This window comes from Streptomyces sp. NBC_00414 (genome assembly GCF_036038375.1).
In the GTDB taxonomy this organism is placed as follows: domain Bacteria; phylum Actinomycetota; class Actinomycetes; order Streptomycetales; family Streptomycetaceae; genus Streptomyces.
The window spans coordinates 6243072-6266784 of record NZ_CP107935.1 but is presented as its reverse complement, the minus strand read 5'-3'; the positions used below and the strand labels follow the sequence as shown (position 1 = coordinate 6266784).

The 23713-nt window shown below is 71.7% G+C and carries 17 protein-coding genes; 11 read left to right on the top strand and 6 right to left on the bottom strand.

Features of this window, described 5'->3' with window-relative positions:
• The first annotated feature begins 147 nt into the window (after positions 1 to 147).
• The 5 genes from OHS59_RS27310 to OHS59_RS27290 all read left to right on the top strand — a co-directional run bounded on the left by OHS59_RS27310 (position 148) and on the right by OHS59_RS27290 (position 9275).
• Positions 148 to 2433: a bifunctional glycosyltransferase/CDP-glycerol:glycerophosphate glycerophosphotransferase gene (locus tag OHS59_RS27310; protein WP_328496006.1), complete on the top strand. Its 2286-nt coding sequence runs from the start codon at positions 148 to 150 to the stop codon at positions 2431 to 2433.
• Positions 2434 to 2493: 60 nt separating this feature from the next.
• Positions 2494 to 3453 (top strand): class I SAM-dependent methyltransferase, encoded by a 960-nt coding sequence (locus OHS59_RS27305; protein ID WP_328496005.1) that lies wholly within the window; start codon positions 2494 to 2496, stop codon positions 3451 to 3453.
• A 130-nt stretch (positions 3454 to 3583) separates the two neighbouring features.
• The gene (locus OHS59_RS27300) at positions 3584 to 5722 is read left to right on the top strand and encodes a bifunctional glycosyltransferase/CDP-glycerol:glycerophosphate glycerophosphotransferase (RefSeq protein WP_328496004.1); all 2139 of its coding nucleotides are present in this window, start codon (positions 3584 to 3586) and stop codon (positions 5720 to 5722) included.
• Between the two features lie 50 nt (positions 5723 to 5772).
• Positions 5773 to 8001, top strand: coding sequence for a bifunctional glycosyltransferase/CDP-glycerol:glycerophosphate glycerophosphotransferase (locus OHS59_RS27295; RefSeq protein WP_328496003.1), 2229 nt, complete (start codon positions 5773 to 5775; stop codon positions 7999 to 8001).
• Positions 7998 to 9275: a hypothetical protein gene (locus OHS59_RS27290; RefSeq protein WP_328496002.1), complete on the top strand. Its 1278-nt coding sequence runs from the start codon at positions 7998 to 8000 to the stop codon at positions 9273 to 9275. The genes OHS59_RS27295 and OHS59_RS27290 overlap by 4 nt, the downstream gene beginning before the upstream one ends.
• Before the next feature lie 89 nt (positions 9276 to 9364).
• Here the strand turns inward: OHS59_RS27290 and OHS59_RS27285 are convergent, their stop codons facing one another.
• Complete coding sequence (locus OHS59_RS27285; protein ID WP_328496001.1) at positions 9365 to 9778, bottom strand: organic hydroperoxide resistance protein; 414 nt, start codon at positions 9776 to 9778, stop codon at positions 9365 to 9367.
• A gap of 127 nt (positions 9779 to 9905) precedes the next feature.
• Here OHS59_RS27285 and OHS59_RS27280 point away from each other — a divergent pair, with 127 nt between their 5' ends.
• On the top strand, positions 9906 to 10400 hold the full coding sequence (locus tag OHS59_RS27280; RefSeq protein WP_328496000.1) for a MarR family winged helix-turn-helix transcriptional regulator: 495 nt from the start codon (positions 9906 to 9908) through the stop codon (positions 10398 to 10400).
• Here OHS59_RS27280 and OHS59_RS27275 read toward each other — a convergent pair.
• Complete coding sequence (locus tag OHS59_RS27275; protein WP_328495999.1) at positions 10348 to 11952, bottom strand: glycosyltransferase family 39 protein; 1605 nt, start codon at positions 11950 to 11952, stop codon at positions 10348 to 10350. The two genes, OHS59_RS27280 and OHS59_RS27275, sit on opposite strands and share 53 nt — an antisense overlap.
• A gap of 138 nt (positions 11953 to 12090) precedes the next feature.
• On the opposite strand from OHS59_RS27275, the gene OHS59_RS27270 reads away from it, so the two are divergent.
• The 3 genes from OHS59_RS27270 to galE all read left to right on the top strand — a co-directional run bounded on the left by OHS59_RS27270 (position 12091) and on the right by galE (position 16257).
• Positions 12091 to 13383: a glycosyltransferase family 87 protein gene (locus tag OHS59_RS27270; RefSeq protein ID WP_328495998.1), complete on the top strand. Its 1293-nt coding sequence runs from the start codon at positions 12091 to 12093 to the stop codon at positions 13381 to 13383.
• Positions 13384 to 13436: 53 nt separating this feature from the next.
• Positions 13437 to 15134: a glycosyltransferase family 2 protein gene (locus OHS59_RS27265; RefSeq protein ID WP_328499378.1), complete on the top strand. Its 1698-nt coding sequence runs from the start codon at positions 13437 to 13439 to the stop codon at positions 15132 to 15134.
• Positions 15135 to 15276: 142 nt separating this feature from the next.
• Positions 15277 to 16257, top strand: a complete 981-nt coding sequence (gene galE / locus OHS59_RS27260; protein ID WP_328495997.1) for a UDP-glucose 4-epimerase GalE — start codon at positions 15277 to 15279, stop codon at positions 16255 to 16257.
• A 107-nt stretch (positions 16258 to 16364) separates the two neighbouring features.
• On the opposite strand, the gene OHS59_RS27255 is transcribed toward galE, so the two are convergent.
• Together OHS59_RS27255 and OHS59_RS27250 are read right to left on the bottom strand one after the other, a co-directional pair.
• Positions 16365 to 16586, bottom strand: a complete 222-nt coding sequence (locus OHS59_RS27255; protein ID WP_055517933.1) for a hypothetical protein — start codon at positions 16584 to 16586, stop codon at positions 16365 to 16367.
• Between the two features lie 152 nt (positions 16587 to 16738).
• Complete coding sequence (locus tag OHS59_RS27250; RefSeq protein WP_328495996.1) at positions 16739 to 17434, bottom strand: TetR/AcrR family transcriptional regulator; 696 nt, start codon at positions 17432 to 17434, stop codon at positions 16739 to 16741.
• A 168-nt stretch (positions 17435 to 17602) separates the two neighbouring features.
• Between OHS59_RS27250 and OHS59_RS27245 the strand changes: the two genes are divergently transcribed.
• Complete coding sequence (locus OHS59_RS27245) at positions 17603 to 18535, top strand: ABC transporter permease (protein ID WP_328495995.1); 933 nt, start codon at positions 17603 to 17605, stop codon at positions 18533 to 18535.
• Between the two features lie 22 nt (positions 18536 to 18557).
• Entirely contained in the window at positions 18558 to 19379 is an 822-nt protein-coding gene (locus OHS59_RS27240; protein WP_328499377.1) for an ABC transporter ATP-binding protein, read from the top strand.
• 54 nt (positions 19380 to 19433) lie between these two features.
• Here OHS59_RS27240 and OHS59_RS27235 read toward each other — a convergent pair whose 3' ends face one another.
• Complete coding sequence (locus OHS59_RS27235) at positions 19434 to 20567, bottom strand: glycosyltransferase (protein WP_328495994.1); 1134 nt, start codon at positions 20565 to 20567, stop codon at positions 19434 to 19436.
• Positions 20564 to 23479, bottom strand: a complete 2916-nt coding sequence (locus OHS59_RS27230) for a bifunctional glycosyltransferase/CDP-glycerol:glycerophosphate glycerophosphotransferase (protein WP_328495993.1) — start codon at positions 23477 to 23479, stop codon at positions 20564 to 20566. The genes OHS59_RS27235 and OHS59_RS27230 overlap by 4 nt, the downstream gene beginning before the upstream one ends.
• Between the last annotated feature and the right edge of the window lie 234 nt (positions 23480 to 23713).

Here is a 23713-nt window from a genome sequence, read left to right as displayed (position 1 = left end):
CCGCAACAGGCGTTTTGAGGGGCGGGCCGGCGTCGGTCCGCCCCTTCGCGTTCGTCCCGGGGTCCCCCACATGCCGCATCCGGCGTAACCACGTGACCCCTTCGGCCGTTGCCGGGCAATATGGCCGCGCCGACCCATGGATGTCCCTTGCCCCGGTTCAGTGTCATTGTCCCCGCGTACCAGGTGCAGGAATATCTGCACGAGTGCATGACATCGGTCCTGGAACAGTCCTTCACCGACCTTGAGTTGATCGCTGTCGACGACTGCTCGCCGGATGCCTGCGGTGCGATCGCCGACGAGTTCGCCGACCGCGACCCACGGGTCCGGGCCGTCCACCTCAAGGAGAACGTGGGCCTCGGCCGGGCCCGCAACGCGGGCATGCGGGCCGCGACCGGCGACTACCTGGTCTTCCTGGACGGCGACGACACCCTCACCCCGCACGCGCTGCGGGACATCGCCGACCGCATCAAGGAGACCGGCGATCCGGACGTCCTGGTCTACGACTACGCGCGCACCTTCTGGTCGGGAGAGACGGTCCGCAACATCCGGGCGGCCCGGCTCACCGAGGAGGGTCCGGCGCCGTTCCGCCTCGACGACCGGCCCGGGCTGCTCGACGTCCTCATGGTCGTGTGGAACAAGGCGTACCGCCGGGAGTTCGTCGAGCGGGAGCAGTTCGCGTTCCCGCCCGGCTACTACGAGGACACGCCCTGGACGTACCCGGTCCTGATGGCCGCCGAGACCATCGCGACGCTCGACCGGGTCTGTGTCCACTACCGGCAGCGGCGGCGGGGGAACATCCTCGGCACGACCAGCGGCAAGCACTTCGACATCTTCGGCCAGTACGACCGGGTCTTCGCCCATCTCGACGCGCACCCCGAACTGGCGCACTGGCGACCGCTCGTGTTCCGGCGGATGGTCGACCATCTGTCGGCCGTGTTCCTCAAGCGCGACCGGCTGCCGCGGGGTTCGCGCGCCGCGTTCCTGCGCAAGGCCCGTGGCCACTACGCCCGTTACCGCGTGGACCCCGTGCACAGCGCCGACGCCGACGCCGATGTCAGGCCTCCCGACCGGCTGCGGCACGCCCTCGTACGCCTCGGCAGCCATCGGACCTACCGCGCCCTGTGGGTGGCGACGCGGCTGAAGAGAAGTGCCGCGCGGCTGGCCGGGGCGCTGGCCCGCGGTCTCCGGTCGGCCGCGCTGCGGCTGCACTACGGCGTGCAGCGCCGGCTGCCCGTACGCGCCGACCTGGCCGTGTTCGCGGGCCATGAGGGGCGCGGTCACGGCTGCAACCCGGGGGCGCTGGAGGCCGCGTTCCGCACGCTCGCCCCGGGCATGCGCACCGCGTGGGTCGCGGAGCCCGGGTTCCACCACACGATCCCGACGGGGACGCGCAGGCTGACGGCGGGTTCCGCCGCGTACTGGACGGCGCTGGCCCGGTCCAAGTACCTCGTCGCCAACGCCGGTTTCGACCGCCGGCTGGTCAAGCGGTCCGGCCAGATCCTGATCCAGACGCAGGCGGGCACGCCGCTCAAGCACATGGGCCTGGACCTCCAGGACCGTCCGGCGGCGGCGCGCGGCACGGACTTCGCCGAGCTGCTGCGCGACGCCGACCGGTGGGACTACTGCCTGTCGGGCAACCGCCACTCCACCCTCGTGTGGGAGCGCGTGTTCCCGGCCGCGTACACGATGCTGGAGTACGGCCAGCCCCGCACCGACGTGTTCCAGCAGGCCGCTCCGGCGGACGTGGCCCGGCTGCGCGAGTCGCTCGGCATCCCCGAGGGCACGGTGGCGGTCCTGTACGCGCCGACGCACCGCGACTACCGCCGCAGCCAGCGCACCGCGCTCGACCTGGAGCGGGTGCTGCGCAGGCTCGGCCCGCGGTTCGTCCTGCTGACCCGCGCCCATCCCGCGTACCGGGCGCCGCTGGCCCGCAGTGGCGGCCGGCTGATCGACGTGTCGGACCATCCGAGCGTCGAGTCGCTCTGCCTGGCCTCGGACGCGCTGGTCACCGACTACTCGTCGCTGATGTTCGACTACGCGGGCCTCGACCGGCCGATCGTGATCCTCTCGGACGACCCGGAGGCGTACGAGGCGGCCCGCGGGACCTACTTCGACCTGCGGGCGTTCCCGCCCGGCGCGGTCGCCCGCAACGAGGACGAGCTGATCGACATCTTCTCGACCGGCCACTGGCGGGGCTCGCGGTCCGCGCAGCTGAGGTCCGCCTTCCGGGAGCGTTTCTGCCCCTACGACGACGGACGGGCCGCCGAACGGGTCGTACGCCGTGTCGTGCTGGGCGAAACGGCCGGCCTGCCCGCGGTGGTGCCCCCGGACGAGCGCCGTCCGGTGCCCTCGGCGGCCGACCGGAACGGGCTGACACCCCTTGCCGCCGTTCCGACACCCGGAGTTTCCGTTCCCGTCGTTGACAGACCCTGAAGCACTCCGGTCCCATCCCCAGGCACAGGAAATCCACAGACCCCGTTTTACGGAGTACTCATGACTTCCAGCACCACCGAACTGCCCCGACCCAAGGCCCTGTCGGAGGTCAAGGGCTGGTTCCGGGCCGTCGACCAGCAGTTGTTCGACTGGTTCCTCTCCGGGCAGGTGGACCGTGCGCAGCGGGGCGATCTGCTCGAACTCGGTGCGTACATGGGCAAGAGCGCGATCTTCATGGCCTCGTACCGGCGTGCCGAGGACGTCTTCACGGTGTGTGATCTCTTCGACTCGGCCGCGCCGGACTCCGCCAACCTCAAGGAGATGAACAAGTCGTACTCGACGCTCACCAGGCGGGCGTTCGAGGCCAACTTCGCCGCGTTCCACGAGAGGCTGCCGGAGGTCGTCCAGGCTCCGACGTCGGTGGTCGCCGACCGCGTCGCGCACGACAGCTGCCGTTTCGCGCACATAGACGCCTCGCACCTGTACGAGCACGTGTACGGGGACATCGAGGCCGTGCGGGACATCCTCCGGTCCGACGGGGTGGTCGTGCTCGACGACTACCGCGCCGAGCACTGCCCGGGGGTCGCCGCCGCCACCTGGGGAGCGGTGGCCGCGCTCGGTCTGCACCCCATATGTGTGACCGGCACGAAGTTCTACGGCACATGGGGCGATCCGGAGCCGCTGCGCGACGCGCTGCTGGAGTGGCTGGCGGCCCGCGACGACATGTGGCACGAGGTGCAGCAGGTCGCGGGGCACGGAATGATCCGCATAGACGGCAGGAAGGCCACCGAGCCGAAGCACCCGGTCTCCCGGCACGCGACCGCGGAGGCACCGCCCGTGCCCGCCGGAACCGGGACGCCGGGCGTGCCGGTCCAGCGCACGGCCTCGTCCCGGCCCGCTCCCGCCCGGCCCGCCACGGCCGCTCCGCCCCGGCGCCCCGGCCGGGCCCGCGCACTTGCCAAGGACTTGCTCCCGCCGATCCTCACGAGGGCGCTGGCCAGGCGCCGCCGCGGGCGCTGACACCGCCGGCGGCGGGAGCGCCCCTCAGGGCCCTCACCCAGCCGCACGTGCTGCCGTCCCGGCGGGCCCGTCACCCCGCCGGGACGGCGGCACCACACAGCACGGACAGAAAGAAAGAGCACCACACCACATGCCCCGCTTCAGCATCATCGTCACCGTCCACGACGTCGCGGGGCGGCTCCCCACGGCCCTCGACCCGGCGCTCGCCCAGTCCTTCACCGACTTCGAGCTGATCACGGCCTGCGCGGCCCCGGACTCGCCCGCGGGCGCGCTCGCCGCCGAGTACGCCGAGCGGGACTCCCGGGTCGTCCGGGTCACCGGGGCCCGCGATGCCGGACTGCGGGCGGCCACCGGGACGTACGTGCTGTTCCTGGAGGCGGGTGACGTGCTGACGCCGGGGGCGCTCGCCGGGATCGACGCGCGGCTGCGGGAGCCCGGCACGGCCGAGGCCGACGTCCTGCGCCTCGGCCACGCGCGCGTGCCGTGGTGGGAGGGCGAACCGGTGGTGGAGCTGTTCGAGGACCGGGACCCCGCCGACGTACGGCTGCCGGTCTGGGCCACCGTCTACCGCCGCGCCTTCCTCCGCGAGCACGGGCTCGCCTTCCCCGCGGGCCCGTGCGCGGACCTCGGCTGGGCCGGTCTCGTGGCGCTCGCGGCCGGGGAGAGCGCCGTGCTGCCCACGGTGTGCGTCCGGCGCCCCGAACGCCGGCGGGGCGGTGGTACGACGCCCGCCGCGCGGGCCGAACTCCTCGACCAGGTCGAGCTGGTGCTGGACCGGGCCGCCGGGCAGGAACTTTCCGGGGACCGGGCGCGCGCCCTTTTCACCCAGCTCTTCGCCGAGGTCCTCGACACGGCGGTCGCCGCCCCGTGCGGCCGGGCCTTCTTCCGCCGCGCGGGCAGACTCCACCGGCGGTACCGCCCGGCGGGCCACCGCACCCGGGGAGTGCGGGCCCGGCTGCTGAGGCGGGGCGCGTACACGGCGTTCCGGGCGCTGCGGACCGTGGGTCTGCGGGCGGCGCGGACCAGGGCGTACGCGGCCCGCTCGGTCCTGCGCAGGCGCCGCGCCCTCCTGTACGCGTGGTACCTCCGCAGGCCGCTGGACGAGAACCTCGCCGTCTTCGCCGCCTACTGGGGACGCGGCTACGCCTGCAACCCGGCGGCGATCCACCGCAAGGCACGCGAACTCGCCCCGCACATCCGGTCGGTGTTCCTGGTGAAGGAGAAGGAACTGCCGCACATGCCCGAGGACGTGGAGAGCGTGGTGATCGGCGGCAGGCGGTACTGGGAGGTGATGGCGCGGGCGAAGTACACCTTCAACAACGTCAACTTCGAGCACGCCGTACGCAAGCGCCCCGGCTCCGTGCACGTCCAGACGCACCACGGGACCCCGCTGAAGCGGATGGGCGTCGACCAGATCGAGTACCGGGCCGTCGCGGCGGCCACCGGAAGCTTCGGCAAGCTGATGCGGCGCGCGGACCGCTGGGACTGCTCCCTGTCCTCCAACTCCCACTCCACGGAGGTCTGGTCGGGCGCCTACCCCAGTGCCTTCACACACCTGGAGTACGGCTATCCGCGCAACGACCGCTTCTACACGGCAACCCCCGGTGAGGTCGCCGCGATCCGCGCGCGGCTCGGCATCCCCGAGGACCGGGTGGCGCTGCTGTACGCGCCGACCTACCGGGACTATCCGCGTGACGTGTCGGCGCAGTTCGACCTGGCGCGGTTCTGCGCGGAGCTGGGCGAGGAGTTCGTGGTGCTGCTGCGGGCGCACTACTTCCTCGACGGCGACGCCGGTCTGCGGCGGGCGGTGGCGGACGGGCAGCTCATCGACGTGACGTCGCTGCGGGACACCGAGGACGTCTGTCTGGCCTCGGACGCGCTGATCACGGACTACTCGTCGATCATGTTCGACTACGCGAACCTCGACCGCCCGATCGTCACGTACGCCGACGACTGGGACGTCTACCGGGACACCCGGGGCGTCTACTTCGACCTGCTCGCCGAGCCGCCCGGCCATGTCGCCCGAACGCAGGACGAGTTGATCCGGGTTCTCACCTCGGGCGAGTGGTCGGACCGGCGGTCCGCCGAGCTGCGGTCCCGCTTCCGTGAGCGGTTCTGCGCGTTCGACGACGGACAGGCCGCCGAACGGGTCGTACGGCGGGTGCTGCTCGGGCAGCCCGAGGAGGAACTGCCGCCGCCGATCCCCCTGCGGGAACGCCTGCCGGTGCCTGCCGCTGCCGCGTCACGCCCCCGCACCTCGGCGCACTGATGACCTCCCGTACCCCCGCGACCCCGCAAGTTCCCCGACCTGGAAGTGCCATGCCCCGCTTCAGCATCGTCGTGCCCGTCCACAACGTGCAGGGCTACCTGCGCACCTGCCTGGAGTCGGTCCTCGACCAGTCGTACGGCGACTTCGAGGTGATCGTCGTCGACGACCGCTCCCCCGACGGAAGTGCGGCGATCATCGATGAGTTCGCGGCCCGCGACGAGCGGATCGTGGCGGTGCACCTGCCCGTCAACGGCGGGATCGGCCCGGCCCGCAACCACGGCGCGAAGCTGGCGCGGGGCGAGTACCTGCTCTTCCTGGACAGCGACGACAGCTACACACCGGGCACGCTGCGGGCGATCGCCGAGCGCATCGACGCCACCGACCGCCCCGACATCGTGCTGTTCGACTACGCGCGCACCCACTGGTACGGCGCGGTGAGGCGCAACCGGGACGCGGAGGTGTTCGGCGCGCCCGGCCCGGCGGTGTTCACGGTCGCCGAACGCCCCGAGCTGCTGGACCTGTTCACCGTCGTGTGGAACAAGGCGTACCGGCTCGACTTCTTCCGCGAGGGCGGCTTCACCTTCCCCACCGGCTTCTACGAGGACGCGGTGATCGTCTACCAGTCCCTGTGGACGGCCCGCACGATCACCCTCGTGGACCGGGTCTGCGTGTACTACCGCCAGCGCCGCCAGGGCAACGCGATGCGCACGCCCAGCCGGGAGCACTTCGAGGTGTTCGCGCAGTACGAGCGGCTGTTCCGGTTCATCGCGGAGCGGCCGGAGCTGGAACGGTGGCGCGGATTCCTCTACGACCACATGGCGGACCACTACCTGTTCATCCTCCGCCAGGCGGACCGCGTACCGCCGTCGTCGCGCCCCGAGTTCCACCGGCGTGCGGCACGGGACCTGCGCGCCTACCGGCCGTCCGGTCACCGGCCGGGCGCGCACCTCCCGCGAGTCTCCTTCACCCTTCTCTCCCGGGCCCCGTACGCCCTCTACGCACTGCACCGGGTCGCCGCCGTGAAGCGTGCCGGGCTGCGCCGGCGCCTGCTGGTGTGGCGGCGGCGGCTGCGCAGGGTGCTGCTCGCGCTGCACAGGCGGCTGGTCCTGCGGCGCGCGCTCGACCCGAACCTCGCGGTGTACTCGGCCTTCTCGCACCGGGGCGTCCTCGGCGACCCGGCCGCGATCCACCGCAAGGCCCGGGAGATCGCCCCGCACATCCGGTCGGTGTGGGTGGTCGGCAAGGACCACGTGGACGCGCTGCCGCCGGGTGTCGAGCACGTCCTGCCGGGCAGCCGGGCCTACCGCAGGGTCACGGCCCGCGCCGCCTACCTGGTCAACAACGTCAACTGGGCGAACGACCTGGTGAAGCGCAGGGGCGCCGTCCACATCCACACGCACCAGGGCACCCCCGTGAAGTCGATGGGCGCGGATCTGCTGAAGTACCCGGGCGCGAGGCGCGGCTTCAGTGTCCCGAAGATGCTGATCCGGGCCGACCGCTGGGACTACAGCCTGGTCGCGAACCCGCACTCCGAACTGGTCTGGGACCGCGCCTACCCCTGCGGCTTCACGTCCCTGCGCTCGGGCAGCCCGCGCAACGACTGTCTGGTCCGCCCGGAGGAGGGCCGCCGCGAGTCCGTACGGCGGCGCCTGAACATCACCGACGACAGCACGCTGATCCTGTACGCGCCGACCAACCGGGACCACCGGCAGGGCGGTTACGCGCCCACCTGCGACCTGGAACGCCTGGTAGCGGGGCTGCCGGGCGACCACGTCCTGGCCGTCCGCCTCCACCCGTCGCTCGCTCAGCACCACGAACGAGGGCTCGGCCTGCGGGACCTGGCCGCGCGCGGCCTCCTCCTGGACGTCACCGACGAACCGGACGTCGAGGACCTCCTCCTCGCCTCCGACGCGCTGATCACCGACTACTCCTCCCTGATGTTCGACTACGCGCACCTGGACCGGCCGATCGTCCTGCACACCTACGACCTGGACACGTATCTCGCGGCTCGGGGCACGTACTTCGACGTCACCGAGCGTCCGCCGGGCCATGTCACCCGCGACGAGGACGAGCTGGCACGGCTGTTCGCGTCGGGCGCCTGGCAGGACGAGGAGTCGACGCGGCTGCGGACCGCCTTCCGGGCACGCTTTCGCGGGTACGACGACGGGCGGGCCGCGGAACGGGTCGTACGGACGCTGATGCTGGGCGAGGACCTGGCGGTACCCGTGGTTCCCGCGCCCACGCCCGGTGTCGCGAGCGACGCCCTGACCCGCTCATGAGTGCTCGCCCCGCCGCGTGGGTGCTGTTCCTCGCCGCCCTTTTCGGCTGCCTCCAGCTCGCCAACGTCACCGGCCGGGACACCCCCGACAGCCGCAACTACCTGTCGTACGCGCTGAGTCTGGGCGGCGCGGACAAGACGGAGGCGGTGGAGCGGAGCATCGCGTACGTGTGCGCGAGCCGGGGCGAGACGGCGTCCCGCAACCACAGCGTGGACGTGCGGCGCTTCCGCGCCCCCGACCCGGGCCCGGAGGTGCGGGCGGAGTGCCGCCGCTACTACCGCTGGAGCGTCGGCAAGCGGCTCGACGCGGGGCAGACGTCCGGCTGGACCGCGCCCTTCATGAGCGAGCGGTTCATGCGGATCTTCGAGGTGCGGCCCGGCTATCCGCTGCTGCTCCTGCCGTTCGTGACCGTGTTCGGCGTGACGTGGGGGCTGTGGGCGGCGGGGGTCTGCGTCGCGGCGGCCGGCGGCGTGCTGGTGTTCCTGATCCTGCGGACCTTGGACGTGCCGCTGGGGCTCGCGCTGACCGGGCAGGCCCTGTACTACGTGCTGCCGACGGGTGCGACCGCGATGCGGCCCATGACCGAGGGCACCATGATGGCGCTCACCCTGGCGGTCCTGTGGGGCTGCGCGCTGGTACTGCGCGGGCGACGGGCCGGTCCTCTCGTGGCGGTGTCACTCGCCCTGCTCTTCGCCGTGAAGCACTCGCAGGCGCTGTTCCTCGCGGTGTGTCTCGCCGGGGCGTGCTGCCTCGTCGGCGTCCACCGCAGGAGGACGGGGCGGCCGGTCGGCGACGCGGTGAAGTCGCTGCTGAAGGTGACGGTGGCGGCGGCCGCGGGAACGGTCCTGCTCGCCAGGCTGCTCCGCTATCCGTCCGAGTCGGACAGCCTCCAGGACCTGCTCACCGACCACTTCTTCCAGCCGGACCGGGAGCGGCCCTGGCGGGAGTTCCTCCACCTGGAGGTCAACTTCTGGGTCGAGTGGCTCCGACGGCAGCTGACCGAGCCGCTGTTCCTGGTGCTGGTCGGGGCGGGGGCGTGGGGGGCGCTCCGGGCGCGGCCCGCGTTCGGTGTGGTGCTGCTCGGGGCGGCCGGGACGGGGGTGCTGAGCATCGCCGCGCATCCCGACATCGCCATCGACCGGTTGATGGCGATGGTGTGGCTGGTACCGGTGGTGGGGGTACCGCTGCTGTTGGCGACCTCTCGGGGGCCGGCCCCCGAACCCCCGGTCCTCAAACGCCGGACGGGCTGGAAATCCAGCCCGTCCGGCGTTTGAGGACGAGGCCGTTCAGGCCGATGGGGGGTCTGGGGGCGCAGCCCCCCGGGGGGGGACGGGAACGGGTAGGGGCGGCGGGGGCGAAAAAACTACTCGACGACGAGCTCGACCGGGATGTTCCCGCGGGTCGCGTTGGAGTAGGGGCACACCTGGTGCGCCTGCTCGACCAGCTTGCGCCCGGTCGCCTCATCGACGGACTCCGGCAGCTCCACCCGAAGGGTGACCGCGAGCGCGAACCCCTCGCCCTGCTTGCCGATCCCGACCTCCGCGGTCACCGCCGCGTCACTGACGTCGACCTTCGCCGCACGCCCCACCAGAGCCAGCGCGCTGGCGAAACAGGCCGAGTAGCCCGCGGCGAACAACTGCTCCGGGTTCGTGCCCTGGCCGTTGCCGCCCATCTCCGTCGGAATGCCCAGCTGCAGGTCGAGCTGCCCGTCGGAGCTGTAGGCGCGGCCGTCACGGCCGTGGGTGGCGGTGGCTACGGCGGTGTAGATCGCGTCCATGGAAACCATCCCTCTCAAAGGTCCAAGTCGTGCCGGCGGGCCCTGGTCCGGGCTGCCGCACGACGTAAGTAGAGCACACAATTAAATTGTGCACAACTAAATGACGCGCCCGGGGTATCCTGGACGCATGACCACGACGCCCGAAACAGATCCCGCCGCCCGCGACGAGGACTTCCTCCGCCTGGACCAGCAGATCTGCTTCTCCCTGAACGCCGCCTCGCGCGCCTTCGGCGGTCTGTACCGCGTCGTCCTGAAGGACCTCGGACTCACCTACCCCCAGTACCTGGTCATGCTCGTGCTCTGGGAGCACGGCGAGCTGCCCGTGAAGAAGGTCGGCGAGCACCTGCGACTCGACTCCGGGACGCTGTCGCCCCTGCTGAAGCGGCTGGAGGCGGCCGGTCTCGTACGCCGTGAGCGCAGTGCGGTGGACGAACGGTCCGTGGTGGTCGGGCTCACGGACGAGGGCACGGCCCTGCGGGAGCGGGCGCTGCGCGTTCCGCGCCGGATCGCCGCCGCGACGGGGTTCGAGCTGGCCGAGATCGTCGACCTGCGGGACCGCCTCGACCGGCTCACGGGCGCGCTGGACGCGGCGGCCCTGGAGGAGTCCCCGGACCTCGGGTGATCTCCCCCTCCCCGCCCGCCGCCGCGGGCCTGCGCACGTACAGCCGCAGGACCGACCCCTTGCGCACGAACTCCGCCCGCGGCACGAACTCCTCCCGTACGAGGGCGAGTTTGACCTGTTCGGCGGGCTCGGGCGAGTACCAGCCGGACCGCAGCGCGTACGGCTCCGCCAGCACCCACAGATGGTCGAGCCGGCCGAGTCTGCGGCGCAGTTCACCGGCGCCGGTCTCGCGCCCGTAGAGGGTTCCGGAGACGGGTCCCGGCTCCCGCAGCGCGATGTCCGCCGTGCCGCGGAAGCCCTTCGGGTACGCCACCGCCGCGCGCCGGGCGAGCGCCGGGAGGAAGAGCACGGGGTCGCCGGGGCTCATCCGCCGGGCCGCCGCCGCGGAGACGGCGGCGAGGTTGTCGGGCCGGCGGGCGGGATCCCGGTCCGCGCGCAGGACGGGGAGCTGCGCCACGAAGGCGAGGGCGACGGCGAAGACCCCCAGCAACGTGGCGGCGTACCGCACCCGGGGGACCCGCACGAGGGTCGCCGCCCCGGCCAGCCGGTCCGCGCCCGCCGCCGCCAGCAGGGGTGCCCCGGCGAGGGCGTAGAGCACATAGCGGTCGTCGAAGAGCGGCCAGTGGCGCGAGACCGCGAGGAGGGCCGCGGGCGGCAGGAGCAGCAGCGGGAGCGCGACCGCGGGCAGGGAGAGCTCGCCGCGCCGGGCGAGCGGGGGCCGCAGAGCGAGGGCGATCAGCAGCAGGTACGGGCCGAGGACCAGCCGGGTCGGACCCGTGAAGGAGCGCAGGAGACCTTCGACCGCACCACCGCCGGGAGGCCTGAGCCACGCCACCTGCCCCGCCTGACCGCTGGAAACCAGGACAAGCGGCCCCAGCACGAGAAGCACGCCCCCGGCGGCACACCCCCAGCCCCACCACACCCGACGGGGCACGCGCGCGAGGGCCAGGGTGGCAGCATGCGCGAGCAGAACCAGCACGGCCATCTCGTGCAGCAGAACGGTGAAGGCGACAACGCCTCCGTAGACACACCAGCACCACTCCCCACGAGGGCCGCGGGCCCCACAGGGGGCGCGGGGAGCTGCGCGACCAGCCCCCACGGCCCGCACGAGCAGCAGGGTGGAGCCCGCCGCCCCGGCGGCGACAAGCGCGTACGACCGCCCCTCCTGGGCGAAGTGCCCGGTCATGGGCGTCACCGCGTACAGCAGTCCCGCCCACAGCCCGACCCGGGGCCGTGCGAGGCGTGCCCCCAGGGCGGCGACGAGGCCGGCCGTCACGGCGGCCGCGCAGAGCGAGGGCAGCCGCAGGGCGACCTCGTCGGCGCGGACGGCGAGGACGGGGTGCATGAGGAGGTAGTAGAGGCCGTGCACCGCGTCCACGGAGTGCAGCAGATGCCAGATCTGCGGCAGCGAGCGCCGCGCCACCTGGAAGGTGACGGCCTCGTCGCGCCACATCCCGCCGCGGTCGATCCCCCACAGCCCGATCGCGGACATGACGAGCGCGGGCACCACCACGGCGACAGCGGCGGCACCCCGCGAACGCTTGACGGTCATACGGCAGATCTTGTGCTACTAGCTGACCTTTACTGCCGATTGACTCGTCATCAGACGGTACAAGCCATCTTGCGGCTTACGATCCCCCGGATGAAGCCCTGGATGAACCCCTGGATGAAAGCCCGGACGAGAGCCCGGATGAAAACCCGGACCACGTCCCGGACGACAACCCGCCTCCTGCCCCTCGCCGCCGCCTGGTCGGCCACCCGCGCCCTGATGCTCTGGCTGCTCCTCCAGGACGGCCGCGCCCCGCTCGGTGTCGGCGGCGTCGCGCGCGAGGTGCACGAGCTGTACGCCCGCTGGTACGGCGTGCTCGCCGGCGGCACCTTCCCCTCCGGCGACCGGCTGTGGCAGTACCCGCCGGGCGCGGGCCCCGTCCTGCTCTCCCCGGGGCTGCTGCCGGGGCTGACGTACTTCCAGGCGTTCGTGGCCCTCACACTGGCCACCGATCTCCTGGTCGCCGCCGTCCTCACGCGCGCGGGCCGCCGCCCCGGCCGCAGCCTGCGCGGCGCGGCGCTGTGGACGGCGGCCCTGCCGCTCCTGCTGCACATCCCGCTCGCGCGCTACGACGTCCAGGTCACCGCCCTCGCGGTCATCTCCCTGTTGACGTCGTCGCGCTCCACGCGCGTGTGCGGTGTGTTCGCCGCACTGGGCGCCCTGGTGAAGGTGTGGCCCGCGCTGACACTGATCGGCACTCCCCGGGGCCGTACGACGAAGGAGGCGTGGACCTCGGCCGCGGTCACCGCGGGCGTGCTGCTGCTGACCCTGGCCGCCCTCTTCCGTTCCCCCTTCGACTTCCTGCACCAGCAGAGCGGCCGGGGTGTGCAGATCGAGTCGCTCGGCGGCACGGCCCTGTCCTTCGCGCACCACGCGGGCTGGCCCGGGCGCGTCGGCTACCGGTACGGCGCGATGGAGTTCACCGGTCCGTACGTGACCTCGGTCGCCGCGCTGTCGCTCGCGCTCACCGTCGCCGCCTTCGGCGCCCTGCTGCTGTGGCGGCTGCGCGCGCGGCACTGGACGCCGGCGACCCCGTACGACGCCGCGCTCGGCGCCGTGCTCCTGTTCACCGTGACGAGCCGGGTCATCAGTCCCCAGTACCTGGTGTGGCTGATCGGTCTGGCCGCCGTGTGCCTGACCTCCCGGCACACCACGCAACGCCCGGTCGCGATGCTGATCACGGCCGCCGCCGCGGTCAGCGCCCTCGCGTACCCCGTCCTGTACGACGACGTCGTGGCCTGCACATGGACGGGCTCCCTGCTGATGCTCGTCCGCAACGGCCTGCTGGTGACGGCCGCCGGGCTCTCCTTCCACCGCCTGTGGACGGCCGGGACCCGGCCCGCCGTGCCGCGGCCCGAGGACGAGGGGACGCAACCCCCGCCCCACGCACGCCATCTTTCGCATGAGACAGTAAGTGCCGTAAATAGCTCTTAACGGAAAATTGCAACTACTCTCCACCATTCCGTCCCGTGGAGGCCGAACAAGTCATGCGAGCCGCGCACGTCACGCAAGCCGTGGAATCCGTCCGAGCCAGAAGTCCCCGCCCGTCGCAGGTGAGCGTCGTCGTCATCGGGTTCGACGACGCCGCCCACGTGGGGGACGCGGTGCGCTCGGCCCTGGCGCAGGGGCCCACGGTCCGTGAGGTGATCGCCGTGGACGACTGCTCGACGGACGGCAGCGCAGACCTCCTGGACCGTCTCGCGCTGGACGAGCCACGGCTGAGGGTCGTCCGCCGCGAGGTCAACAGCGGCGGCTGCGGCAGCCCCCGCAACGACGGGATCGACACCGCCACGGCTCCGTACGTGATGTTCCTGGACAGCGACGACGTACTGCCGCCCGGCGCGGTGGACGCCCTCCTGGCCGCGGCCACCGGGCGCGGCACCGAGGTCGCCGCCGGCCTGTGCGTGCGCCGCGAACTGCCGTCCGGCCGCGAGGTCCGCTGGCAGCCCGAGCTGTACGCCACGGCCGCCCTCGTGGCCCGCCCGTCGCGGCGCACCCGCCTCGTCCACGACACGCTGTGCGTCAACAAGCTGTACCGCACGGACTTCCTGCACGAGCACGGCATCCGCTTCCCCGAAGGGCACTTCCCCTACGAGGACTTCGTCTTCACCGCGCGCGTCCTCGCCGCCCGTCCGCGCATCGCGCTGATCCCGGACACGGTGTACGTCTGGCACGTGCGCCGCAGCGCCGAACGCCTGTCGATCTCGCTGGACAGGTCGGGCGTCGACAACTGGCGGGCCAGGATCACCGCCCACGCCCAGGCGTACGACATCCTCCTCGCCGCCGGTGAGAAGCGGCTGGCCCGCGCGTCACGCGCCCGCTTCCTCGACCACGCGCTGCGGATGTACGCGCGCGAGCTCGACCTCCGTGGGGCCGGGTACCGCCGTCAGTGGTGGGCCCTCACGCGCGCGTACCTCACGACGTTCGACGCGGGCGACTTCGCGCTGGCCCCGGCGCCGGGCAGGGTGATCGCGCAGGTGGTGCTGGCCTCCGGGACACCGCGCGACCTGACCCGCGTCAAGGAGGTCGCGGCCCGTCCGGCCCGGCTGCGGCCCCCGTACGCGCGGGCCAAGGACGGTACGCCCGTCTGGTCGGCCGACCTGCCCCACGTCACCCTGGAACACCTCCTGCACCGGCCCGTACGCCTCCTCCCCGTGGCCGTCGACGCGGAACTGCGGCCACGCGCGCGTGGCACCCGGCTGCGGCTGCGCCTGCACGAGCTGTACGGGCGGATGGCGGACGCGGGACCGGCGACCGTGGACGCCGAGTTCGTGAACCGGCACGACGGCGGGACCGGGCTCGCACTCACCGCGGAGTTCCAGCCGGACGACACGGATCCCGCCGACTCCGCCGCCGGCGACTTCGGCTCCGACGGCCCGGGCTCCGGTTCCGGTGTCGACTCCTGGACGGCCGAGGCGCCGGTCGACCTCGCGGCGCTCGGCTCCGGCACCTGGGACCTGCGGCTGTGCCTGCGCTTCCACGACGGCACGAGCCGCGAGACCACCGCGCACGCGAGTACGGGTCCGGGCCTGCTGCGCCGGTCGGTCGCCCCGAGCCGCCGACGCGGTGTGCTGCTCGTCCAGCCGTACGCGACCCACACGGGCTCGCTCGCGCTGCGGATCGCGCCGGGCCTGCGGGGTGCGGCGGCCGTACTGGGCCGCAGGCTGAGGCGTCTGCTCCATTGATACGCGACCGCGGTCACGCCAGCACAGATCCGTGACCATGTATCCGCGACCATGCATCCGTGACCACGGATCCACATCCGCTTCCACATCCGCATTCGCATTCGTATCCGCACCATGAGGGACACACGAGGGGACGGCCGTGATGACCTGGCTGATCACCGGCGGCGCCGGCTACATCGGGGCGCACGTCGTCCGCGCGATGACCGAGGCGGGCGAACGGGCCGTGGTGTACGACGACTTGTCCACCGGGATCTCCGAACGCGTCCCGGACGGGGTGCCGCTGGTCGTCGGCTCGACCCTGGACGGGGAGCGGGTCGCCCGGGCGCTGAAGGACCACGCGATCACCGGTGTCGTGCACCTGGCGGCGAAGAAGCAGGTGGGCGAGTCGGTCGAACTGCCGCTGCACTACTACCGCGAGAACGTCGAGGGGCTGCGGGTGCTGCTGCAGGCGGTCACGGCCGCCGCGGTGCCGTCCTTCGTGTTCTCGTCCTCGGCGGCGGTGTACGGCATGCCCGACGTCGACCTCGTGACCGAGGAGACGCCCTGCGTGCCGATCAACCCGTACGGGGAGACCAAGCTCGCCGGTGAGTGGCTGGTGCGTGCCACGGGCCGCGCGCACGGTCTGTCGACGGCCTGTCTGCGCTACTTCAACGTGGCCGGGGCGGCGACACCGGAACTGGCCGACACAGGCGTCTTCAACATCGTCCCGATGGTCTTCGAGAAGCTCACGGACGGCGAGCCCCCGCGCGTCTTCGGCGACGACTACCCGACCCCGGACGGCACCTGCGTGCGCGACTACATCCACGTCGTCGACCTGGCGGAGGCCCATGTGGCGGCGGCCAGGCGGCTGGCCGCGGCCCCCGGCACCGACCTGACCCTCAACATCGGCCGCGGCGAAGGTGTCTCGGTCCGCCGGATGATCGACCGGATCAACGAGCTCACCGGTCACACGCTCGCCCCCGCGGTGGCCCCTCGCAGGCCCGGCGACCCGGCCCGGGTCGTCGCCTCCGCCGACCGCGTCGCCGCGGAGCTCGACTGGAAGGCCAAGCACGACCTCGACGACATGATCACGTCGGCCTGGGAGGGCTGGCTGCGGCTGCGTCCGCAGGCACGACGGGACTAGGAGCCCGCTCTCCCGGCCCGAAACGGCTCAGGTACCGGCCCCGAAACGCACTCGCCGCGGGCCGGAAGTGGTCCTGGGCCGCGGCGAGGGTGCTCTGAAGGGATCCGTCAGAGCTTGTCCATACGGGTGTAGGGGCTGACGATACGGGCCTGGCGGGAGCCGAAGTCGACGAGCATCGCGATGCCCTCCTCGACGCCGACAATCCTGCCCAGGCCGAACTGGTCGTGCGTCACACGGTCACCCAGGGCGAAGTGCTTGGCGACCGGGACAACCGGAGCTTTGAAGGGACTGGTGGACAGGTGGCGCCGGGGCGCGGATGGCTTCGTCATCGTGTTTCCAGTATGCGCCCCCGGAGGCCCTGAGAGTGAGGCGTGGATGACAACGATCCGGCCGCTACGGGGGTGGGGCGCCCCCCGGGAGGTGCCCGGAGCAGGGCGGCAGGCCCCGCCGAACCGCAGGTGGAGCGGCCGTCCCCGCCCGTCTACAACGCCTTGAGCGCCGCCGCCGTGGCCCGGATCAGACTCTCCAGATATCCCTTCGGCGGCTTCGGCCCACGGACCACCACCGCACGCCAGTACAGCGGTCCGGAGATCACGTCGAGAGCCAGTTCGCCGTCGATGTGCATACGGATCTCGCCGCGGGCCCGGGCCGCCTCGACGATGCCGTTCGCGACGCCCGCCTGCCCCTCGCGCAGCGCTTTCTGCAAGGCCTCCGCGATCTCCGGGTTACGGGCTGCCTCGGCCTGCAGATCGGGGATGACCTGCGAGGCGACAGGGTGACGCAGGGCCCGTGAGGTGACCTCGTACAGCAGGCGCAGATCACCCTCCAGGGTGCCCGTGTCGGGCGCGGGCAGCCCCTGTACGGCGAGCGCGGAGACCAGGTCGAGCACCAGGTGCAGCTTGGAGCGCCAGCGGCGGTAGACGGCGGTCTTGCCGACGCCCGCGCGGCGCGCGATCCCCTCGATGGACATGCGCGCGTATCCGACGGCCGCGAGTTCCCCGAAGACGGCGGCCCTGATCGCCTCCGTCACGTCCTCCCGGAGCACCGCCGCCCCGGCCGGAGCCCTGCGACGCGGCTTCGCCTCCGGCTCCGGCGCCTGCTCCAGGTCCGGCTCCGGCCGCTGAGGGCTCTGGGCTGCTCCGTCGGCGTCGGCGTTGGTCGTCATGCGGACCAGCATACGGGCGTGACGACGAAACGGTTGCGTTCCGACGTCGGATCGGCCTACGCTCACGTGACGACGATACGGTCCCGTCCCGACGTAAAGTCGCCCCCAATCGCAGCTCAACCGCAGGTAAAGACACTTCCTTCCTCCCTCTCCGCCCCTCCCCGAGCGAAAGCAGCGGATGTGAGTCAGGTCCTCAACACCTCGTCCCCGGCGACACCGGCCCCGGCGCCGGCCCTGCCCGACGACGACCCCGCGGCACTCGCCGCCCGCTACGGCCTCACGGTCAGCGGCGCACGGCCCACCCTGTCCGCGTACGTCCGCCAGTTGTGGGCACGCCGGCACTTCATCACCGCGTTCGCGACCGCCAAGCTCACCGCCCAGTACAGCCAGGCGAAGCTCGGCCAGGTCTGGCAGGTGGCCACGCCCCTGCTGAACGCGGCGGTCTACTACTTCATCTTCGGTGTCCTCATGGGCACCAGCCGTGGCGTGCCGGACTACGTTCCGTTCCTGGTCACGGGCGTTTTCGTGTGGACCTTCACGCAGAGCTCGATCATGGCGGGCACCCGGGCGATCTCCGGCAGCCTCGGCCTCGTCCGCGCCCTGCACTTCCCGCGGGCCGCGCTCCCGGTGTCGTACGCGCTGCAACAGCTTCAGCAGCTGCTGTTCTCGATGGCCGCGCTGGTCGTGATCCTGCTCTGCTTCGGCGTGCCCGTCGGCGTGTCCTGGCTGCTGGCCGTGCCGACACTGGCACTTCAGTTCGTGTTCAACGCGGGCGTGGCGATGGTCGTGGCCCGGCTGGGCGCCCGGACACCGGACATCGCCCAGCTGATGCCGTTCCTGCTGCGGACCTGGATGTACGTCTCGGGTGTCATGTGGAGCATCGACCGGGTCCTGAGCGGCCACCCGGACATGCCACGCGTGGTGCTGCTCGCCCTGCAGTGCAACCCGGCCGCCGTATACATCGACCTCATGCGGTTCGCGCTGATCGACTCGTTCCACGCGAGCCAGCTGCCCCACCACGTGTGGGCACTCGCGGTCGGCTGGGCCCTGCTCGCCGGCGTCGGCGGGTTCATCTACTTCTGGAAGGCTGAGGAGACGTACGGCCGTGGCTGAACAGAACGCAGTTGTCGAACAGATCGCCGTCGCCGAACAGAGCGCGGTCGCCGACGGAGCCGACCGCCGGATCCCCACCGTCGTCGCCGACCGCGTCGACATCGTCTACCGCGTCAACGGCACCGGGGTGGGGCGGGGCAGCGCCACCGCCGCGCTCAACCGCATCCTGCGCCGGAAGAAGGCCGAGCAGGCGGCGGGCGTACGCAAGGTGCACGCCGTGCGGTCCGTGTCCTTCACCGCGTACCGGGGCGAGGCGATCGGCCTGATCGGCACGAACGGGTCGGGCAAGTCCACCCTGCTCAAGGCCGTCGCCGGCCTGCTGCCGGTGGAGCACGGCCGGATCTACACGGACGGGCAGCCCTCGCTGCTCGGCGTCAACGCCGCCCTGATGAACGACCTCACCGGCGAACGCAACGTCCACCTCGGCGGGCTCGCGATGGGCATGTCCCGGGAGCAGGTGCGCGAGCGGTACCAGGAGATCGTCGACTTCTCCGGCATCAACGAGAAGGGCGACTTCATCACGCTGCCCATGCGGACGTACTCCTCCGGGATGGCGGCGCGGCTGCGGTTCTCCATCGCCGCCGCCAAGGACCACGACGTGCTGATGATCGACGAGGCCCTCGCGACGGGGGACCGCTCCTTCCAGAAGCGCTCCGAATCCCGGATCCGGGAGCTGCGGAAGAGCGCGGGCACGGTTTTCCTGGTGAGCCACAACAACAAGTCGATCCGGGACACGTGTGATCGGGTGCTGTGGCTTGAGCGGGGGGAACTCCGGTTGGACGGGCCCACGGAGGAAGTCCTCAGGGAGTACGAGAAGTTCACCGGGGGTGGGGGGAAGGGGTAGTTCGCCTGTTCGTCGGCTGCGGGCCGGTGGGGGCAGCCGACGAACAACCGGAGCTCACCGTTCGAGGAACCTGAACAAGTCCTCCCACCTGTTCACGATCTCGGTCGTCGTATACCGCTGGATGTTGGCGCGGGCCGCCTCGCCCATCCCGTCCCGCAGCGACTTGTCGGACATCAGGGCATCCAGGCGGCGAGCCAGTTCACCCGTGTTGCCGAGAGCCGCAAGCAGCCCGTCCTCCCCGTCGTGGACGATCTCGTGGACCCCGGGCGCACAGTCGAACGCGGCGCACGGCACCCCCATCGCCATGGCCTCCATCAGCGCGAGCGGGAACCCCTCGCCCCGGGAGGACAGTACGAAGACGGAGCCGCCCCGCAGCGCGCCCGGGACATCGCTGGTGCGGCCCATCCAGTCGACCGAACCGTCGAGCCCGAGAGCCGTGCACTGCTTCTTCAGGATCTCCTCGTCCTCGCCGGAGCCGTAGATCAGCAGCCGCCAGTCGGGGTGGCGCGGAGCGACCTCCGCCCAGGTGTCGAGGAGCATGTCGATGCCCTTCTGATCGTGCAGCCGGCCGATGCTGACGACCGCCTTCTCCGTCCGCGGCGACGGCACCTCGGGCATGAAGGGCAGTGGATTCGGCATGTACGAGGCGTTGTTCATGCCCTGCCCGATCCACAGGTCGGCGTCCTCGCGGGTCAGCGCCAGCATGCGGTCGACGTCCCGGTAGTGCGTGCGCACCCGCTGGAAGCGCGAGGACGCCCTGGAGTACGCGTACGACTCGTGGCTCATCCCGATGACGGTCAGGCCGCGTGTGTCGGCCCGGGCGACCCACTCCATGGCCCACACCTGCGTGACGATCACGACCGCGCCGGGCCGCGCCGCCCGGAAGAGGGCGGTGAGCTTCGTGGCCTCCTCGCGCATGCTCGCCTCGCGCGCCCGGCCGGGCCGCGGCGGCTGTCCGGCGTACAGCGTCGTCGTCGGGTACGGGAGGCCGTCGCCGAGTTCCTGGACCACCTCGGCCGGGGTGATGCCGACGACGTGGACGCGATGGCCGCGCCCGGTGAGGAGCCTGGCCAGCTGGTGCGACCAGGTGGTCACCCCGCCCAGTTCGTCGACGCTGTTGGAGACGAAGAAGACGTCCCGCCGCGGATCCGCGGCGGTGGGGACGTCCTCGGCGGTCTCGGCGGTCATGCGCGCCTCCACTGGGAGAAGAACTGGTCGACGATGCTCTGCGCCGCGGTCCCCTTGTCGTACTCGCCGAACTCCGCGACGAAGCCCTCCCGCGCCTCCCGGTACTTGACCACCTGCTCGTCGAGGGAGGCGAGAGCGACGTACAGCTCCTCCTCCGTGCGCACGACCGGGCCCGGCGCCCGTTCGAGGAGGTCGAAGTAGGTGCCGCGGCCCTCGTGGACGTACTCCTCGTAGTCGTAGGCGAAGAAGAACAGCGGCCGGCCGAGGAGCGCGTAGTCGAACATCACGGACGAGTAGTCGGTGATCAGCCCGTCGGCGAGCGCGAGCAGCGGTGTCACGTCGTGGTGCGCCGACACGTCGAGGACGCGCCCGCGCACGGACGGCGGGAGGACGACGTGGTCGAGGTAGTGCGAGCGCACCAGCAGGACGTACCGGTCGCCGAACTCGTCGGCGAACCGCTCCACGTCGAAGGGCAGCTCGAACCGCCGCTGCTTGCCGCCGTGCTGCCGGAAGGTGGGCGCGTACAGCAGGACGGCCCGGTCGTCGGGGATGCCCAGCTCGGCGGCGAGCGGCCCACGTTCGCGTCGCCCGGTCTCCTCCTCCCGCTGCCTGGCCGCCACGAGCGCGTCGTTGCGGGGGTAACCGACGCGCAGCAGCGTGCGCTCCTTCAGGCGGAACGCGCGCGCGAGCGTGCGTACGTCGTGCTCGGAGCGGATCAGGAACCGGTCGAAGCGGTCGAGGACACGCTGCTGCTCCTCCTGCGCGGGCCGGGTCCTGAGCTTCCACTCCGGTTCGTCGAAGCCCATCCGCTTGAGCGCCGAACCGTGCCAGGTCTGGAGGTACGTGGTCCGTGGCCGCTTGGTGAGCTTCAGCGGATAGCTCTGGTTGTCGACCCAGAACTCGGCCCGGGCCAGCGCCTTCAGATAGGGCAGCGACCAGCGGCGTACGAGCGTGGCGTCGGCCGGGAAGCCCTCGGGGCGGCCCGCGTACGACCACACGGCGTCGAAGTCGAGGCCCTGGCGCCGCATCTCCTCGTAGAGCGCCTTGGGGCTGTCGCTGTACTGCCGGCCCAGATGGCTCTCGAAGACGACCAGGCCCTTCTTCACGGGCAGCCGGCTGAACACCTCGTGATAGACCCGGATCTTGGTGTCCCCGGAGGTGAGCTTCCGCCGCACCCGCTTCGCCTTGCGGTACCCGGACTTGGCGAGCCGGCCGGGCGCCCCCCGCACCCCCCTCCCGACGAGCGCGTCGACCCTCTCCCGGGTCGGCACCCGGAAGGCGAGATGACCGCGCGCGGAGACCTCGGGCTCGATGTGGTCGGCGACCAGGCGGGTGAGCCGGGGCCGGACGGGCGACCGGCCGACGGCAAGACCGGGTTCGGAGGCGGTGAGACGCGTGGTGGTGCGCACGCCGTCGACGCCGAGCCGCAGCCGTACGTCCCACACGGCGTCCACGATGCCCAGGGGCCGCAGCCCGCGCGTGAGGTCGGCCGACGTCTCCCAGGCGATGAACGCGCCCTCGTGCCGCAGGGTGTCCACGGGAAAGCGGAAGGTCTGGAACCGCACGCCCTTGCGGCGGGCACCGAACTCCAGCTCGCCGGAGAGCCGCGCGCCGGGCGGGACGACGCCGAGCGGGTTGGTGATGCGCCCGGCCAGCAGGACGGTACCGGCGGCGCTCCCGGCGGTTCCGGTCTCCTCGTACCGGGTCAGGACGTTGCGCAGGAACATCTTCTCGACGGGTTTGGTGTGATAGCCGAGCTCGGTGACGTCAAGAACGTGCCGGGCAGACACTCGCTCGTGATCGTCTCCATCGTCAAGGTGCTCGGCACACCAGTAGACGCGGCCGTCGCGTTCGACGAGCGGTGCGGAGATCTTGTCGCGGTTGGTGAGTGTGTCCACGGCCGGCAGGAGGTTGTCCCAGTCGCTCTTCCGCAGCAGATAGGCGCAGATGGCGTGGATGGGCTCGACCTCGTCGAAGGCGGCCCGGTCGACGGACTCCAGATAGCCGCGGGCGATGGCGGCGAACTCCTCCCGGTAGGAGGCGTCCCGGAACGGCAGGTCACGCAGGTGCAGCACCAGGTCGTGCTTGAGGAACTTGACGTCCTTGAAGAACTTGAGCTCCGCCAGCCCGCGGTCGGCGAGAAGCCGGTCGACCCGTCGGTGGATCTCCATGCGGTGCGCGAAGTTGGCGATCTCGGCGCGGCGGTTGCTGATGGACTTCGCCGCGGCCTTGTCGACGACGTTCCAGTCGTAGACGCGGTTCGGGATGAGGGTGATCCTGCGGGCCGCGGCGTACGCCTGCGCGGAGAAGAGCAGGTCTTCGTAATGGATCCCGACAGGAAACCGAAGCCCTTCCCCGACCAGGAACTCCCGGCGGTAGCACTTGTTGGTGGACAGGGTGTCGAAGACCAGCAGGTCGGGCAGCTCGGAGACCGACTCCAGGGTGCGGGTGCGGGAATACAGCCAGGGGTACCACTTGACCTCCTTGCCGCCCCGCGAGTCGACGTGGACCCGCACGCACAGGCCGGAGACGAGGTCGGCGCCGGTCGTCCCGGCCGCCTCCAGCATGTTCCGGCAGGCGTTGCGCTCCAGTACGTCGTCGCTGTCGAGGAAGACGACGTAGGTCCCGCGTGCCTCGGCGATCCCGCGGTTGCGGGGTGCGCCGCATCCTCCGCTGTTCTCGTCCAGCCGGAAGGTCCGCACCCGCCCGGGGTGCCGTGCGGCCAGGCCCCTCGCCACCTCGTACGAGCCGTCCGTGCTCCGGTCGTCGACGATCACGACCTCGACGTTGCGCAACGTCTGCTCCAGCGCGGAGTGGACGGCTGCGGGGAGCCGCGCCTCATCGTTGTAAACGATCACGACGACGGATACGTCAGGGGACGCATCGGGCGCCTGCCGCAATTCCTCGTTCATCCTATTTACCCTAAGTGCCCCTCACCCCTCCCAGCACGACGGCTAGGCCGGTTGGGGGGCCACAGGTTTTCCGGGGGCGCTGCCCCCGAACCCCCGGTCCTCAAACGCCGGACGGGCTAACCACTAGCCCGTCCGGCGTTTGAGGACGAGCGCGCAGCGCGATACGGGGGCGAGAGGGCGCAGCCCCCATGCGGGACGGGAACGGGTAGGGGCGGCGGGGGCGAAGAAAAAGAG